We start from the raw sequence: 14,572 nt of genomic DNA, 5'->3' as shown, positions 1-14,572 counted from the left end.
CTGCTCGCCCGGCACGCCCGCACCCACGGCCCGTTCACCGCCGCCGAGGCCGCCGCCCGCTACGGCCTCGGCGCCGACCGGGGCGAGCCCGAGCGGCGGGCCCGCGCGGTGCTCTCGGTGGTCTCCGGCGAGGGCCTCGCCGAGCTCTGCGAACAGGCCGGCGCGGTCGTCCTGCACGCCGAGCCCGGCCGTCCGCCGGCCAGCGCCGAACTCACCGCCGCCGTCCGCCGGGCCGCCGCCCGCGAGGTGGTGCTGCTGCTCAACGACCCCGAACTGCGGGCCGCCGCCGGCGCCGCCGCCGACCAACTGCGCGAGGAGGGCGTGCGGATCGCCGTGCTGCCCACCCGCTCGCCGGTCCAGGGCCTGGCCGCGCTCGCCGTGCACGAGGCCGGGCGGCGCTTCGACGAGGACGTGGTCGCGATGACCTCGGCGGCCGGCGCCACCCGCTACGCCGAACTCGCCGTCGCCGAGGGCGAGTCCTGGACCATGGCCGGCGTCTGCCAGGCCGGCGACGTGCTCGGCCTGATCGACGGGGACGTCGCGGTGATCGGCGCCGGCCTGGCCGAGGTCGGCGAGAGCGTGCTGGACCGGATGCTCGGCGGCGGCGGTGAACTGGTCACCCTGATCCTCGGCGAGGGCGCCCCCGAGGGCCTCGCCGAGGGACTGGTCGCGCACGCCCGGCACAGCCGGCCCGAGGTGGACGCGGTGGTCTTCCACGGCGGCCAGGAGTCGGCGCCGCTGCTGATCGGCGTGGAGTGAACGCCGGGATTGTCGGTTCGGTGGTGTAAACAGGGGCCTGATGGGCGCTCTCGATGAACCACTGACCAAGCTCGTCGGCGACCGGACCGCCAAGGTGCTCGCCGACAGCCTCAAGCTGCGCACGGTCGGGGACCTGCTGCACCACTATCCGCGCCGCTACGTCGAACGCGGCCAGCTCACCAGCCTGGACGAGCTGGAGATCGACGAGCACGTCACCGTGCTGGCCCGGATCGAGAAGGTCACCCTGATCCCGTTCCGCGGCCGCAAGGGCGACCGGCTGGAGGTGGTGGTCACCGACGGCCGCAGCCGGCTCTCGCTGGTCTTCTTCAACCAGGGCTGGCGGCAGAAGGAGCTGCGCCCGGGGACGCAGGGCCTGTTCGCGGGCAAGGTCGGGATGTTCAACCGGACCCGCCAACTGGCCTCCCCCGACTACCAGCTGCTCGACGAGGCGGACGGCGACGGCGCCGCCGCCCAGTTCGCCGGACGGCTGATCCCGGTCTACCCGGCCAGCTCCCAGATGCCCAGCTGGAAGCTCTCGCTCTGCGTGGAGACGGCGCTCACCAAGCACCTGTCCGACGTCGGCGACCCGCTGCCCGCCGAACTGCGCGAGCGGCACGGGCTGATCGCGCTGCCCGAGGCGCTCGAACTGATCCACCGCCCGCGCGGCCAGGCCGACCGCGAGCGCGCCCAGGAGCGGCTGCGCTGGGACGAGGCGTTCGTCCTGCAGGTCGCCCTCGCCCAGCGCCGGGCCGCCGACTCCGCCCTGCCCGCCAAACCGCGCGCTGCCCGCCCCGGCGGCCTGCTGGACGCCTTCGACGCCCGGCTCCCGTTCACCCTCACCGAGGGCCAGCGGAAGGTCTCCGCCGAGATCGCCGCCGACCTGGCGAGCGAACACCCCATGCACCGCCTCCTCCAGGGCGAGGTCGGCTCCGGGAAGACCCTCGTCGCGCTGCGCGCCATGCTGGCCGTGGTCGACGCGGGCGGGCAGGCGGTGCTGCTGGCGCCCACCGAGGTGCTCGCCCAGCAGCACCACCGCTCGATCGTCGAGATGATGGGCGACCTCGCGGAGGGCGGCATGCTCGGCGGGGCCGACCTGGCGACGCGGGTGGTGCTGCTCACCGGGTCGATGGGCGTGCCGGTCCGGCGGCAGGCGCTGCTCGACATGGCCTGCGGGGACGCCGGCATCGCGATCGGCACCCACGCGCTGATCGAGGACAAGGTGCGGTTCCAGGACCTCGGCCTGGTGGTGGTCGACGAGCAGCACCGGTTCGGCGTCGAGCAGCGGGACGCGCTGCGCGCCAAGGGCGAGCAGCCGCCGCACCTGCTGGTGATGACGGCCACCCCGATCCCGCGCACGGTCGCCATGACCGTCTTCGGGGACCTGGAGACCTCGGTCCTGGACCAGCTGCCGGCCGGCCGCTCGCCGATCTCCACCCATGTGGTGCCGGCCGTCGAGAAGCCCAACTTCCTGACCCGGGCCTGGGAGCGGGTCCGCGAGGAGGTGGAGAAGGGCCACCAGGCGTACGTGGTCTGCCCGCGGATCGGCGACGAGGACCCGGACGAGCCGAAGGGCGGCAAGGGTGCCAAGGGCGCGAAGCGCAAGCGCGCCGAGGACCTGGAGGAGCTGCTCGACGACGCGCCGGACGAGGGCGCGGCGGCCGAGGGCGACCGGCGGCCCCCGCTGTCCGTCGTGGAGACCGCCGGGAAGCTGGTCGACGGCCCGCTGGCCGGACTGCGGGTGGAGATCCTGCACGGGCGCCTCGCCCCGGAGGCCAAGGACGAGGTGATGCGCCGGTTCGCGGCCGGCGAGGTGGACGTCCTGGTCGCGACCACGGTGATCGAGGTCGGCGTCAACGTCCCGAACTCCACCGCGATGGTGATCATGGACGCCGACCGGTTCGGCGTCTCCCAGCTCCACCAGCTGCGCGGCCGGGTCGGCCGAGGCTCCGCCCCCGGGCTCTGCCTGCTGGTCACCGACATGCCGGCGGCCGGCGCCGCCCGCGCCCGGCTGGACGCGGTGGCGGGCACCCTGGACGGCTTCCAGCTGTCCCGGATCGACCTCGAACAGCGCCGCGAGGGTGATGTGCTCGGCCAGGCGCAGTCCGGGGTGAAGTCCTCGCTCAAGGTGCTCTCGGTGCTGGAGGACGAGGAGGTCATCGTCACCGCCCGGGCCGAGGCCACCCGGCTGGTCGCCGAGGACCCCGACCTGGCCGCCCACCCGGACCTGCGCACCGTCCTGGAGAGCCTGCTCGACGAGGACCGCGCGGCCTACATGGAGAAGGGCTGAGCGGCCCGTCGGCGGACCCCGATTGTCAGACCCCCGGGAGAGAATGAAGGTGTTCAGGGCGCACCCCCAAGGTGTGCTCCTGGCACGACACTTGGGGGTTTAGCCATGGCATTCCGTCATCTCAACGAGCTCCCGCTGGGCGACAAGGTCTTCCGGATCGAACTCGCCAGCGACGACGACCGCGAGGTCACCCTCACCCTCACCGGCTGGCGCGAGGGGGCGGCGGCGGCCCCGCTCGCCTCCGGCAAGCTGCGGCTGCCGGTGGAGGACGTCGCCTCGCTGCGGATCGCGCTCAACCGCGCGCTCCGGGCGCTGGCGATCGTCGCCGACGTCTCCGAGCCCATCCCCGACCGCGACGTGCTGCGCGAGCTCTACCCCGGCCACGGCGCCCCCTGGGTGCCGCAGCACGAGGAGGAGCTGGTCCGGCGGTTCCACGAGGGCGAGACCGTCGCCCGGATCGCCGCCCGCTTCGGCCGCACGCCCGACTCCGTCCGCACCAAGCTGCGCGAGCTCGGCCACGACCCGCGCCGCCCCGAGTACTGCCCGCCCGACGGCTGCCTCTCCTGGTCCCGCTACGCCTCGCCGTCGCTGCTGGGCGCGGCCGTCCCGGCCCCGGCGGCCGGCTCCGAGGCGAGCTGACCGCCCGAGCGGTCACCTGAGTGCGTGAGCGTGGCCCCCTCCGGGCGGACCGGCGGGGGCCACGGCCGTATAGCGTGGTCGGGCAGCGACGAAAGGACCTCCCACCACCATGACCCGCGTGATCGCCGGGGCGGCCGGCGGCGGGCGGCTGGCCGTACCGCCCGGCCGGGGCACCCGCCCGACCTCCGACAAGGCCCGCGAGGCGATGTTCTCCACCCTGGAGGCGCTGCGCGGCGCCGGCCTGCACGGCGCCCGGATGCTGGACCTGTTCGGCGGATCGGGCGCGGTCGGCCTGGAGGCGCTCTCGCGCGGCGCCGGGCACGTGCTGCTGGTGGAGGCGGACGCTCAGGCGGCCCGGGTGATCCGGGAGAACGTCCGGACGATCGGCCTGCCGGGCGCGCTGGTGAAGGCCGCCCGGGCGGAGAAGGTGATCGCCGGGCCCGCCCCGGAGGCCCCGTACGACCTGGTCTTCCTCGACCCGCCGTACGTCGTCACCGACGACGAGGTACGCGAGATGCTGATCACACTGTCAGCTGGGGGCTGGCTCGCGGAGGACGCACTCGTCACCGTGGAGCGCAGCACCCGAGGCGGCGAGTTCGGCTGGCCCGAGGGCTTCGAGGTGCTGCGCTCCCGCCGCTACGGCGAGGGCACGCTCTGGTACGGTCGCGCCGCCGCCGAGACCCGCCACCCCTAGCGGGCACCGGCCCGCAGGATTCCCGTCACCCCCACGAGGGAGCACACACGCCATGCGCCGCGCCGTCTGCCCCGGGTCCTTCGACCCGATCACCTACGGTCACCTCGACATCATCGGGCGGGCCTCGAAGCTGTACGACGTGGTGCACGTCGCGGTGCTGGTCAACCGCAACAAGCAGGGCATGTTCAGCATCGACGAGCGGATCGCGCTGATCGAGGAGACCACCGCCCAGTACGGCAACGTGGTGGTCGAGTCGCACCTCGGCCTGCTGGTGGACTACTGCCGGGAGCGGGACATCCCGGCCATCATCAAGGGCCTGCGCGCGGTCAGCGACTTCGACTACGAGCTGCAGATGGCCCAGATGAACCACGGCCTGACCGGTGTCGAGACGCTCTTCGTACCGACCTCGCCGACCTGGAGCTTCCTCTCCTCGACGCTGGTGAAGGAGGTCGCCTCCTACGGCGGGGACGTCTCGCACCTGCTGCCGGAGACGGCGCACCGCCGACTGGTCGAGCGGATCGCCGAGCGGCGCGCCCAGCAGTAGCCGGCCCCGGGGTGACCGGTCGTCCGTTTCTGCCGGTTCATCACGGTTTGTCCGAGGGGTGGGAAGACGGCCGTGTCCGGGCGTTGTGACCTCGCCCCGCAGTGGCCGTACAGTCTGTATTCCTGCCCTGCGGTGACGTCCACCGCGCCGGGCGCTGCCTCCGCCGGACCTCGGCGGCACACGGAAAGACGAAGCCCGTGGACGTGCAGAACAAGGTCGACGAGATCGTGGCGGCCGTCGAGAACGCCCGCTCGATGCCCATGTCGGCCTCCTGCGTGGTGAACCGTGCCGAGCTGATCGCACTGCTCCAGGACCTCCGGGCGGCGCTGCCCGCCGAGCTGGCCCAGGCCCAGTCGGTGATGGCCGACCACGAGTCGATGGTCGCGGGCGCCCAGGCCGAGGCCGACCGGATCATCCAGGGCGCGCACGCCGAGCGCGGTTCGCTGATCTCCGACACCGAGGTGGTCCGCCGCGCCCAGGCCGAGGCGGACCGGATCCTGGCCGAGGCGCGCGCCGAGATCGAGACCAAGCGCGCCGAGGCCGACGACTACGTCGACAGCAAGCTCGCCAACTTCGAGGTCGTGCTCACCAAGACCCTCGGCGCGGTCGGCCGAGGCCGCACCAAGCTGCGCGGCGACTCCAGCGTCTTCGAGACCGAGTTCGAGGGCGAGACCGACGGCGAGGAGTTCCAGCCGCAGCGGATCAGCCCCAGCCCCGAGGTCGACGAGTACGTCGATGTGAAGCTCGCCACCCTGGAGAACGTGCTCGGCGCGACCCTGGAGGCGGTCGGCAAGGGCCGCGACAAGCTGACCGGCAAGCGGCCGATCGACGAGCTCGGCGCCTACCTGGCCGCCGCCGACGAGGCGCAGCAGGCCAAGGAGCGGGCCGAGGCGGTCGCGGCCGGTTTCGCCGCCGACGCGGACGGCAGCGAGCTGGCCTGGTACCGCGAGGAGGTGCCGCAGCAGCAGACCTGGCCGGAGCAGACCCCGGCCGCGGCCGGCTGGCAGGCGCCGGGCACGGACCAGTACGCGGCCGCGCAGCAGGGCGGCGCCCAGTACGCCGAGGTGTACGGCGGCGGCTTCGACCCGGCCGGCGGCCAGGCCGCGGACCCGTACGGGGCCCAGTACGGATATCAGCAGCAGGGGCAGCAGCAGGGCCAGCAGCACGGGCAGCAGGCCGGGTACGGTGACGGCGGGCAGGGCGCCGGCTACGGCTACCCGCCCCAGCCGCAGGGCTACCCGGAGCAGCAGCAGTACGGCGGCGGCTACGGTTACCCCCAGCAGCCCGCCAACCCGCCGGCGCCCGTGCCGCAGCAGGCGCAGGCCGGGCTGGACGAGACCAGCTTCTTCGACACCAGCATGATCGACATGACCAGGCTGCGGGAGCTCGGCGGCCGGTAGGGCCACGGAGCGAAGTTGGGCCTGGCGGGAGACTCGGGTAGTCTGACCACTCCGGCCTCTCCGTGTCGGGCCGTCGGTCTGCCCGCGCTTCGTCCGACGAGCAGCGCCGCGCACATCGGTACCCCCCCAGGAAGTCAGGACACCTTGAACCGCCTCGACCACCGCGACCCCCTCGTGTTCGACACGCACGAGCTGGGCCGTCGTCCGGGTGCGCTGCGCAGGGTGACCCGGACCCTGGAGGCCCCCGAGGGCCTCGGGATCATCGATGTGATCGCCGTCCCGGAGAAGAGCGAGATCACGCTGGAACTCCGCCTGGAGTCCGTGGTCGAGGGCGTGCTGGTCACCGGCACCGCCGAGACCACGGTCGAGGGCGAGTGCGTCCGGTGCCTGGAGCCCGTCGAGTTCGACCTCGACGTGGACTTCCAGGAGCTGTACTACTACCCGGAGTCCGACGAGCGCCACCGCGCCCGGACCGCCGGGACCGAGGACCTCGACGAGGACTCGGAGGAAGAGACTTACCGCCTGGAGGGCGATTACTTCGACCTCCAGCCGGTGCTGCGTGACGCGGTGGTGCTCGCACTGCCGCTGCAGCCGGTGTGCCAGGAAGACTGCCTGGGCCTGTGCTCCGAGTGCGGAGCGCGCCTGAGCGACGACCCGGCGCACCACCACGACGCCGCCGACCCCCGGTGGGCGGCTCTGCAGGGACTCTCCGCCGCCCCCGGCGACGAGGGTGACGGGATCAAGAACAGCGACACCCGTGAGGGTCTCGCCGAGAACCAGGAGAAGTAGCCGTGGCTGTTCCGAAGCGGAAGATGTCGCGCAGCAACACGCGCCACCGCCGGTCCAACTGGAAGGCCGTCGTTCCGGCCCTCGTGGCGTGCGACCGCTGCCACGAGCCGAAGCTCGGCCACATCGCGTGCCCGAGCTGCGGCACGTACAACCGCCGCCAGGTCCTCTCGGTCTGATCGGCGGGGTGCACGGATCGATGTCGGACGGTAACTCCTCCCGCAAGGCGACCACCGCACCGAAGGCTCCTTCGGGCGGCGGAAAGGCCGGCGGGCCGGCTTCGACCGAATACGACGTCCTGGAAGGGCGCCTCGGGTACACACTTGAGCGCGCCCTTCTGGTACGTGCCCTGACCCACCGCTCGTACGCGTACGAGAACGGTGGCCTGCCCACCAACGAGCGCCTGGAGTTCCTCGGCGACTCGGTGCTGGGCCTGGTGGTGACCGACACCCTCTACCGCGTCCACCCGGACGTCCCGGAGGGCACGCTCGCCAAGCTGCGCGCCGCGGTGGTCAACTCGCGCGCGCTCGCCGACGTCGGCCGCGGTCTGGAACTGGGCACGTTCATCCGGCTCGGCAAGGGCGAGGAGGGCACCGGCGGCCGCGACAAGTCGTCGATCCTCGCCGACACGGTCGAGGCGGTCATCGGGGCCGTCTACCTCGACCGGGGTCTGGACGCCGCCACCGAGTTCGTCCACCGGCTGTTCGACCCGCTGATCGAGGAATCCTCTCAGCTGGGTGCCGGTCTGGACTGGAAGACCAGCCTCCAGGAGCTCACCGCCTCGGTGGGCATCGGAGTGCCGGAGTACGTGGTCGAGGAGTCCGGCCCGGACCACGAGAAGACCTTCACCGCCGCGGCCCGGGTGGCCGGCGAGGACTTCGGCAGCGGCGTCGGCCGCTCGAAGAAGGAAGCCGAGCAGAAGGCCGCGGAGAGCGCCTGGCGGGCGATCAAGGAGAAGCACGCCGACCGCCTGCCGAGCGGCGCCTGACCACGCAGTAGCCTTCCTCCTGCAGAGCCGAGTCCGTTCCGCTGGAGGCGTTTTCCCGTGCCCGAACTTCCCGAGGTCGAGGTCGTCCGCCGTGGTCTGGCGAACTGGGTCGCCGGGCGGACCGTCTCCGGCGTCGAGGTGCTGCACCCGCGCGCGGTGCGCCGCCAGCCGGCCGGCGCGGTGGACTTCACGGCCCGGCTCACCGGGACCACCCTCGGCGCGGCGCAGCGCCGGGGCAAGTACCTCTGGGTGCCGCTGTCCGGCACGGGCGAGGGTTTCTCGCTGATCGGCCACCTCGGGATGAGCGGGCAGCTGCTGGTCCAGGACCAGGCGGCGCCGGACGAGAAGCACCTGCGGGTGCGGCTGCGGTTCAGCGACGGCGGGCGCGAGCTGCGCTTCGTCGACCAGCGGACCTTCGGCGGCCTCGCGGTCGAGGAGGCCGAGGACGGCGATCCGGAGGGCACCCCGGTCTCCATCGCGCACATCGCCCGCGACCCGCTCGACCCCCGGTTCGACGACGCCGCCTTCGCGGCCGCGCTGCGGGCCCGGCGCACCACGGTCAAGCGGGCGCTGCTGGACCAGACGCTGATCAGCGGGGTCGGCAACATCTACGCCGACGAGGCGCTGTGGCGCTCGCGGCTGCACTACGACCGGCCGACCGCGACGCTGACCCGCCCGCAGGCGCTGCTGCTGCTGGCCAACGCCCGGGACGTGATGGCGGCGGCGCTGGCCGTCGGCGGCACCAGCTTCGACAGCCTGTACGTCAACGTGAACGGTGAGAGCGGCTACTTCTCCCGCGACCTGGACGCCTACGGCCGGGAGCACGAGCCCTGCCGGCGCTGCGGCACCGCGCTGCGGCGGGCGGCCTGGATGAACCGCTCCAGCTACTTCTGCCCCCGCTGCCAGCGCACACCGCGCGTACGGTGACGCCGGGCGGGGGCGACGCTCAGCTCTTCGCGAGTTCCGGTTCGGCCGGGACGGCCTCCGGCGGCCCGCCGTGGGTGTCCTGGCCGAAGTAGGCGACGCCGACCGCCGCGACCACCGCGATCAGGAAGCCGGTCACGCCGAGCCAGCCCAGCCCGGCCTTGGAGGAGTCGCCGAGCCACATCACGCCGACCGCGCCGGGCAGCACCGTCTCGCCGACCACCAGGGCGGCGGTGGCGCCGTTCACCGAACCGATCTGCAGCGCCACGGTGTGCACGTACATGCCGCCGATGCCGCCGACCAGGATCGCGTACAGGGCCGGGTCGGCGAGCAGCTCGGCCAGGTCGAACGGCTCGATGCCGTTGAGGATGCGCACGCCGACGCCGAGCGCGCCGAAGCCGAGGCCGGAGAGCAGACCGGCCACGATCGCGCCGTTGGCGCCCATCCGGCGCACCAGCAGGCCGCCGCCGACCAGCAGCACGGTGGTGATCGCCAGCAGCCACCAGTGGATCGCCATCGCGGCGTGGTGGCCGCCCTCGGGTCCGGCGGAGACCGCGAGCAGCACCAGCGCCGAGCAGAGCACGCCGATCGAGGCCCACTCCAGCTGCTTGAGCCGGATGCCGAGCAGCTTGATCGAGAGCACCGCGGTGATCACCAGGTTGGCGCTGATGATCGTCTGGGAGAGGAACAGCGGCAGCAGCCGGGCGGCCAGCGCGCCGAGCCCGAAGCCGATGAAGTCCAGCACCGTGCCGAGGATGAACTCCCAGGTCACGGCGGCCTTGGCGGTGGAGGCGAGGCTGGGCCCGCCGTGCGCCGTGGTGCCGGCGGAGCCGCCGCCCTTGGCGGCCTCCTCACGGGCCGAGCGCCGGGAGCCGACGGCCTGCAGCACCGAACCGGTGCCGTAGCAGGCGGAGGCCGCCACAGCGGTGACGAGGCCGATCAACACGCGGAGCTCCGATCAAGGGGTGGGGCGGAGGGGGCAGGAGATGGTCATGGGGCGGCGGTACGGCCACCACTATGCCCGGTCGCGCGGTACGGTCGGGACGCCCTTCCCGGGCGGCCGGTCCGCTCCGGCGTCCGCCGGGAGGTACGCGCGGGGCCGCCCACCGGGTTCCCGCACCGGGGACGCCTCAGGGGCGGCCGGGCGGAAGATCATCCCGGAGAAGGGGGCCCGCCCCGGCGGACGGTGGGGGTGCCGGGCCCGGCCGTACCCGGCCGGTATGCCTTGTCGAGGGGTCGTCCGGGGTAGCGTCGAGACATGAGAACCCTTGCACGACGACGTTCCCGGGGCGCCGGGCCGCTGGCCCTGGTGGCGGCGCTGCTCGGGCTGCTGCTCCTGCTGGCACCGGCGGCCTCGGCGGCCGGCGGTCTCGACGAGGCGTCCGCCGCGCTGAAGCAGGGCCGGGTGTACGTCGACCCGGCGATGGCGGACCGGTTCGGCCAGGCCCAGGCCGACGCCCTGACCGAGAAGATCCGCAAGGCGGACAAACCGATCTTCGTGGCGGTGGTCCCGGCCGCCGACCCGTACGGAGCCAGGACCGTCTTCGAGGACCTGCGCACCAAGGTCGGCATCACCGGCACCTACGCCATCTGGCGCGGCGACCAGTTCCAGGCCCGCTCCGACAAGGCCGCGCTGCCCAGCGCGAGCGCCGAGCGGATCGCCGGCGCGTCCTTCCGCTCCCACCCGGGTGACATCGACGCCACCCTGAACGACTTCGTGGACACCGCCGCCCCACAGGTCAAGGGGCACGGCGTGAACAGCGACCAGGGCGGCGTCTCCACCGCCGCGGTGGTCGTCCCGCTGGCCCTGCTGGCGCTCGCCGGCACCGGAGTCTTCCTGCTCTTCCGCCGGGCCAAGCGGCGCAAGGAGGAACAGCGCCGGGCCGACCTGGCGCAGCTGCGCCAGGTGGTCGACGAGGACATCACCGCCTACGGCGAGGAGCTGGACCGGCTCGACTTCGTCCCGTCCGCGCCGGACGCCGACGACGTGCGGCGCGGCGACTACACCCACGCGCTGGACTCCTACGAGAAGGCCAAGCGGCTGATGGACGAGGCCAAGGGGCCGGAGGACGTGAAGCCGGTCACCGAGGCGCTGGAGGACGGCCGGTTCGCGCTGGCCACCCTGGAGGCCCGGCGGGAGGGCCGCGCGCTGCCGGTGCGCCGGCCGCCGTGCTTCTTCGACCCGCGGCACGGCCCGTCCGTGCTGGACGCCGAGTGGTCCCCGGCGGGCGGGGCAGCCCGCTCCGTCCCGGTCTGCCGGGCCGACGCGGACCGGCTGGCGGCCGGCCAGGACCCGGACATCCGGACCGTCCCGACCGAGCACGGCCCGCAGCCGTACTGGAACGCGGGCCCGGCGTACGGTCCCTGGGCGGGCGGCTACTTCGGAGGCTTCGGCGGCGGCGGTCTGCTGCCGGGGCTGCTGGTCGGCACCATGCTCGGCTCGATGATGGCCACCCCTGCCTACGCGGCCGGCCCGGTCGACGCGGGCTCCGGGTCCGACGGCGGGGACTACTCGGGCGCCGACTTCGACTCCTCCGACTTCGGTGGTGGCTTCGACGGCGGCGGTGGCGACTTCGGTGGCGGTGGCGACTTCGGCGGCGGCTTCTGACCCTGTCCCGCACCACCCGCCGATGCGATGATCGGCCCACGGCCCCCGCCGGGCGACCGGCGGGGGCCGTGGCCTGTCCGGGGGACCGGGCGCCGGGCCGATCTCGGCCCCTTCTGGCTCTCCGGGGCACGGGACCCCCGCCCCCGCTCGGACACCCCGGCGGGTGGGGCTGTGGTTCGCGGACGGCTCGACCGTGGCCGTGCGGGTGGCATCCGGGCAGCTCAAGGCGCTGGCCGGGCTGGCCTCCCTGAGCGGCCCGCTCTGAGGAACGTCCCCCGTCCGGCCCGTGGCGCGCGCCGTCGTCGTGGCGGATAGGGTCGGGGGCATGCACGGTCGCGACGCCCACAGTGACGAGCCGGTCCGGGTCACCGCCTGGGTGCGCGGCAAGGTCCAGCAGGTCGGCTTCCGCTGGTGGACCCGGGCGCGGGCGCTGGAGATCGGCCTGACCGGCTACGCGAGCAACCTCGGCGACGGCCGGGTGCAGGTGGTGGCCGAGGGCCTCGCCCCGGACTGCGAGCTGTTGCTCGCCCTGCTCAGGGGCCCGGACACACCGGGCCGGGTCAGCGGGGTGACGGAGATCTGGACCGCCGTCGGGACCGGGTACGGGACCTTCGAGATCCGCTGACCGACCGCCGCGGAACGGGCCCGGAGCCGGTCGCCGGAAAACGATCGGCAACCGGCGGTGTCGTACGGTTGCCATCCGGGCAGACTCGTGGTTGACTCCGCATCGAACGATGATCCACGAGCATGTCAGTGGACCCCCTTCGCGACCCCCCGGCGTGACGACACCGCCAGGCAGGTGACAGGGGCGCGGTAGCGTGCGGTGATCGTGTTGACCCGTACCGTCTTTGGTGAGACGCTGGAAGCCCGCGCACACGACCGCGTCATTCCGGTAGGCGCACGCCCCCGTGAGCCCAGCTCATGGTGGTTGTGCCGTAGTGCCCAGCCAGCACTGCCGGTGCGCGCCGCGCGTGCGTCCCCCTTCCCCCTAGACCTGTACCGTTCCGGTTCGGTCACTCAGCGTGGAGGACCATTCATCATGGCAAAGGCGCTTCTCGGGTACGTCGGCGGCCCCGACCCGCGAATGCTCTCCGAGATGCGACGGCTGCAGCAGCGCGTCCAGGACCTCGAAGCCGAGCTCCTTCGGATGCAGGCTGAGAACGACGCACTCACCGCTGTCGCTGGCGAGCACTCGCTGCTCAACAGCATCGATCTGGACCAGCGGGAGCCGGCTCTCACCTGAGTCCCGCCCGATCCCTCGATCGACGCCGCTGTGCACTGAGCCGCCCCGAAAGGGACGCAGCTTGCAAGGGACGCCCCGCGTGGCGTCCCTTCGTCGTGTCCGCCCCGTGTCGTGTCCGGGGCGGGGCCGCCGGGCCGCCGGGGGATACAGTCACCGCTGGAGCCCCTGGTGAGCGAGGTGAGGAGACCGGCGCGTGCACCTGAAGAGTCTGACGCTGCGCGGGTTCAAGTCCTTCGCCTCCGCCACGACCCTCCGGTTCGAGCCGGGCATCACCTGCGTGGTCGGGCCCAACGGCTCCGGCAAGTCCAACGTCGTCGACGCGCTCTCCTGGGTGATGGGCGAGCAGGGCGCCAAGTCGCTGCGCGGCGGCAAGATGGAGGACGTCATCTTCGCCGGGACCAGCGGGCGCGCCCCGCTCGGCCGCGCCGAGGTCAGCCTCACCATCGACAACACCGACGGCGCCCTGCCGATCGAGTACTCCGAGGTGACCATCACCCGGACGATGTTCCGCAACGGCGGCAGCGAGTACGCGCTCAACGGCGAGACCTGCCGGCTGCTCGACATCCAGGAACTGCTCTCCGACTCCGGCATCGGCCGCGAGATGCACGTCATCGTCGGCCAGGGGCAGCTCGACTCCGTCCTGCACGCCGACCCGATGGGCCGGCGCGCCTTCATCGAGGAGGCGGCGGGCGTCCTCAAGCACCGCAAGCGCAAGGAGAAGGCGCTGCGCAAGCTGGACGCGATGCAGGTCAACCTCAACCGCGTCCAGGACCTGGTGGCCGAGCTGCGCCGCCAGCTCGGCCCGCTCGGCCGGCAGGCCCGGATCGCCCGGCGTGCCGCCGGCATCCAGGCCGACCTGCGGGACGCCCGGCTGCGGCTGCTCGCCGACGACCTGCTCGCGCTGCGCACCGCCGTCGAGGCGGAGATCGCCGACGAACTGGCGCTGCGGCTGCGCCGCTCCACCGTCGAGCAGGAGCTCGGCCGGGCGATCGGCCGCGAGGCCGTGCTGGAGGCGCAGGTCCAGCAGCTCGGCCCCGGCCTGGAGACCGCCCGGCAGACCTGGTACCGGCTCTCCGCGCTGACCGAGCGCACCCGGGGCACCATCGGGCTCGCCGAGGCCAGGGTCCGGCACGCCGCCGCCGGCGGACAGGCCGAGGAACGGCGCGGCCGGGACCCGGAGGAGCTGGAGCGCGAGGCCGGGCGGGTCCGGGAGGAGGAGGCCTCGCTGGCCGCCGCCCTGGAACAGGCCGAGGAGGCGCTCGACGAGGCCGTCGAGACCAGGACGGAACTGGAACGCGCCCTCGCCGCCGAGGAACGCCGGCTCAAGGACGCCGCCCGGGCCATCGCCGACCGCCGCGAGGGGCTGGCCCGGCTCCAGGGACAGGCCGCCGCCGCCCGCTCCAAGGCCGCCGCCGCCGAGGCCGAGACCGGCCGGCTCGCCGAGGCCCGCGACGAGGCGCTGCAACGCGCCGAGGCCGCCCGGTGCGAGTACGAGGAACTGCGGACCCGGGTCGACGCCGACACCGAGGACGGCGAACGCGCCGACACCGAGCACGAGGGCGCCCGGGAACGGCTCGCCGCCGTCGAACAGGAGCTCGCCGCCGCGCGCGAGGCCGCGGGGGCCGCCGAGCGCGAGCGGGCCGCGCTGACCGCCCGGCACGAGGCGCTGTCGCTCGGCCTGCGCCGCAAGGACGGCAGCG

General features: G+C 73.6%; 14 protein-coding genes and 1 pseudogene. 14 read left to right on the top strand and 1 reads right to left on the bottom strand.

Annotated elements, in window-relative coordinates; genetic code table 11:
- From ABD308_RS16145 to mutM, 10 genes and pseudogenes are all read left to right on the top strand, one after another.
- Nucleotides 1–759, top strand: a pseudogene (locus ABD308_RS16145) (DAK2 domain-containing protein); the annotation flags it as partial.
- Between the two features lie 40 nt (nt 760–799).
- Nucleotides 800–3,046, top strand: coding sequence for an ATP-dependent DNA helicase RecG (recG, locus tag ABD308_RS16140; protein ID WP_344334120.1), 2,247 nt, complete (start codon nt 800–802; stop codon nt 3,044–3,046).
- Between the two features lie 105 nt (nt 3,047–3,151).
- On the top strand, nt 3,152–3,685 hold the full coding sequence (locus ABD308_RS16135; RefSeq protein ID WP_344334118.1) for a hypothetical protein: 534 nt from the start codon (nt 3,152–3,154) through the stop codon (nt 3,683–3,685).
- Between the two features lie 109 nt (nt 3,686–3,794).
- The gene (gene rsmD / locus ABD308_RS16130; protein WP_344334117.1) at nt 3,795–4,379 is read left to right on the top strand and encodes a 16S rRNA (guanine(966)-N(2))-methyltransferase RsmD; all 585 of its coding nucleotides are present in this window, start codon (nt 3,795–3,797) and stop codon (nt 4,377–4,379) included.
- Nucleotides 4,380–4,431: 52 nt separating this feature from the next.
- Complete coding sequence (gene coaD / locus ABD308_RS16125; RefSeq protein ID WP_344334116.1) at nt 4,432–4,923, top strand: pantetheine-phosphate adenylyltransferase; 492 nt, start codon at nt 4,432–4,434, stop codon at nt 4,921–4,923.
- A 197-nt stretch (nt 4,924–5,120) separates the two neighbouring features.
- Nucleotides 5,121–6,323 carry a F0F1 ATP synthase subunit B gene (locus ABD308_RS16120; RefSeq protein WP_344334114.1) on the top strand — a complete coding sequence of 401 codons (1,203 nt, stop codon included), beginning with the start codon at nt 5,121–5,123 and terminating at the stop codon, nt 6,321–6,323.
- A 144-nt stretch (nt 6,324–6,467) separates the two neighbouring features.
- Complete coding sequence (locus ABD308_RS16115) at nt 6,468–7,112, top strand: YceD family protein (RefSeq protein WP_344334112.1); 645 nt, start codon at nt 6,468–6,470, stop codon at nt 7,110–7,112.
- A gap of 2 nt (nt 7,113–7,114) precedes the next feature.
- On the top strand, nt 7,115–7,288 hold the full coding sequence (rpmF, locus tag ABD308_RS16110) for a 50S ribosomal protein L32 (protein ID WP_030056747.1): 174 nt from the start codon (nt 7,115–7,117) through the stop codon (nt 7,286–7,288).
- Nucleotides 7,289–7,308: 20 nt separating this feature from the next.
- Nucleotides 7,309–8,097: a ribonuclease III gene (gene rnc / locus ABD308_RS16105; protein WP_344334111.1), complete on the top strand. Its 789-nt coding sequence runs from the start codon at nt 7,309–7,311 to the stop codon at nt 8,095–8,097.
- A 57-nt stretch (nt 8,098–8,154) separates the two neighbouring features.
- Nucleotides 8,155–9,024 carry a bifunctional DNA-formamidopyrimidine glycosylase/DNA-(apurinic or apyrimidinic site) lyase gene (gene mutM, locus ABD308_RS16100; RefSeq protein ID WP_344334110.1) on the top strand — a complete coding sequence of 290 codons (870 nt, stop codon included), beginning with the start codon at nt 8,155–8,157 and terminating at the stop codon, nt 9,022–9,024.
- Nucleotides 9,025–9,043: 19 nt separating this feature from the next.
- Here the strand turns inward: mutM and ABD308_RS16095 are convergent, their stop codons facing one another.
- Nucleotides 9,044–9,967: a DMT family protein gene (locus ABD308_RS16095; RefSeq protein WP_344334108.1), complete on the bottom strand. Its 924-nt coding sequence runs from the start codon at nt 9,965–9,967 to the stop codon at nt 9,044–9,046.
- Nucleotides 9,968–10,279: 312 nt separating this feature from the next.
- Between ABD308_RS16095 and ABD308_RS16090 the strand changes: the two genes are divergently transcribed.
- The 4 genes from ABD308_RS16090 to ABD308_RS16075 all read left to right on the top strand — a co-directional run.
- Nucleotides 10,280–11,629 (top strand): hypothetical protein, encoded by a 1,350-nt coding sequence (locus tag ABD308_RS16090; RefSeq protein ID WP_344334106.1) that lies wholly within the window; start codon nt 10,280–10,282, stop codon nt 11,627–11,629.
- A 325-nt stretch (nt 11,630–11,954) separates the two neighbouring features.
- Complete coding sequence (locus tag ABD308_RS16085) at nt 11,955–12,254, top strand: acylphosphatase (RefSeq protein ID WP_344334104.1); 300 nt, start codon at nt 11,955–11,957, stop codon at nt 12,252–12,254.
- Nucleotides 12,255–12,668: 414 nt separating this feature from the next.
- Entirely contained in the window at nt 12,669–12,872 is a 204-nt protein-coding gene (locus tag ABD308_RS16080; RefSeq protein ID WP_270143783.1) for a hypothetical protein, read from the top strand.
- A 193-nt stretch (nt 12,873–13,065) separates the two neighbouring features.
- The coding region (locus ABD308_RS16075; protein WP_344334100.1) for a chromosome segregation SMC family protein at nt 13,066–14,572 on the top strand (1,507 nt) is incomplete at its 3' end.

Origin of the sequence: Kitasatospora putterlickiae (assembly GCF_039527695.1) — a bacterium.
Taxonomy (GTDB): Bacteria; Actinomycetota; Actinomycetes; order Streptomycetales; family Streptomycetaceae; genus Kitasatospora; species Kitasatospora putterlickiae.
Note: the sequence above shows the minus strand (reverse complement) of the source record. Positions and strands in the feature narration are given on the sequence as shown.

Bases quoted from the DNA above. Each gene is read 5' to 3' on its own strand.
- coaD (WP_344334116.1), top strand. From the start codon at position 4,432: ATGCGCCGCGCCGTCTGCCCCGGGTCCTTCGACCCGATCACCTACGGT.
- rsmD (WP_344334117.1), top strand. From the start codon at position 3,795: ATGACCCGCGTGATCGCCGGGGCGGCCGGCGGCGGGCGGCTGGCCGTA.
- recG (WP_344334120.1), top strand. From the start codon at position 800: ATGGGCGCTCTCGATGAACCACTGACCAAGCTCGTCGGCGACCGGACC.
- rnc (WP_344334111.1), top strand. From the start codon at position 7,309: ATGTCGGACGGTAACTCCTCCCGCAAGGCGACCACCGCACCGAAGGCT.
- ABD308_RS16080 (WP_270143783.1), top strand. From the start codon at position 12,669: ATGGCAAAGGCGCTTCTCGGGTACGTCGGCGGCCCCGACCCGCGAATG.
- ABD308_RS16085 (WP_344334104.1), top strand. From the start codon at position 11,955: ATGCACGGTCGCGACGCCCACAGTGACGAGCCGGTCCGGGTCACCGCC.
- ABD308_RS16090 (WP_344334106.1), top strand. From the start codon at position 10,280: ATGAGAACCCTTGCACGACGACGTTCCCGGGGCGCCGGGCCGCTGGCC.
- ABD308_RS16135 (WP_344334118.1), top strand. From the start codon at position 3,152: ATGGCATTCCGTCATCTCAACGAGCTCCCGCTGGGCGACAAGGTCTTC.